The organism is Mesorhizobium sp. M7A.F.Ca.CA.001.10.2.1 (genome assembly GCF_003998575.1).
Taxonomy (GTDB): domain Bacteria; phylum Pseudomonadota; class Alphaproteobacteria; order Rhizobiales; family Rhizobiaceae; genus Mesorhizobium.
Genome location: NZ_RZQY01001118.1, coordinates 1 through 997 on the forward strand (window position 1 = coordinate 1; position 997 = coordinate 997).

At 61.7% G+C, this 997-nt stretch carries 1 protein-coding gene; it reads right to left on the minus strand.

What is annotated here, in order from left to right:
- The coding region (locus tag EN964_RS35530) for an aliphatic sulfonate ABC transporter substrate-binding protein (RefSeq protein ID WP_127277521.1) at positions 1-746 on the minus strand (746 nt) is incomplete at its 3' end.
- Between the last annotated feature and the right edge of the window lie 251 nt (positions 747-997).

Sequence of the window (997 nt, forward strand, 5' to 3'; positions counted from 1 at the left end):
TCTCGGTTCTGGTCGGCCCATTTCGCCGCCTCGCCAAGCGCCGATATCGTCGTTGTGATGGTTTCGGGATGCGCCTTGGCGAAATCCTTGTTGGCGAGGAAGTAGGTGTTAACCTTGAGCACCTCGCTGGAGCGGGCCAGCACACGCGGCTGGTAGCGGGTTTCGGCGATGGCGAAGAACGGATCCCAAACGCTCCAGGCATCGATCTGGTCGCTGGCGAAGGCTGCGGCTGCATCCGCCGGGCTGAGATAGACCGGCGTGATCTGGTCGAAGGCAAGGCCAGCCTTTTCCAGCGCCGCGACGAGCAGATTATGCGCGCTGGTGCCCTTGCCGACGCCGACGCGCTTGCCCTTGAGATCGGCGATCGACTGGATCGGCGACGCCGGCTTGACGAAGATCGCCTCGCCCTCGCCATTCGACGGCAGCGCGGCGGCATAGACGATGTTGGCCCCCGCCGACTGGCCGAAGATCGGCGGTGCGTCGCCGGTCCAGCCGACATCGATGGCGCCGACATTGAGCGCCTCGACCAGCGGCGGCCCGGCGGTGAACTCGACCCATTTGACCGTCACGCCCTTGTCTTCAAGGGCCTTTTCGATCACCTGCTGCTGTCTGGCGATCACCGGCAGGCCGGTCTTCTGATAGCCGATGCTGAGCTGCTTCAGCTCCTGCGCTGTGGCGCCGGATGACACGGCAACCGTCGCCGCCAGCAGGCCGATGCCGAAAACACGTCTCGTTAGATTGAACATTGATCCTCTCCTTCGATGCGGATCGGCGCCGGGAAAATGGCCTCGCCGGTTGGAAGATGGATCAGGCTAGGTAGTTCTATAAATTTAGTAGAGGAATGATTTTGCGAGTTGAGGCATCGATGTGGAATTGTCTTCTACGGCAGCCCAGAATTCGTCATCCTAGGGCGGAGCAAGGAGCGAAGCGACGCGGCGCAGACCCTAGTCTCCATGCCGTGACATTGGCTTTAGGATGCAACGGCACAGAATTGCGC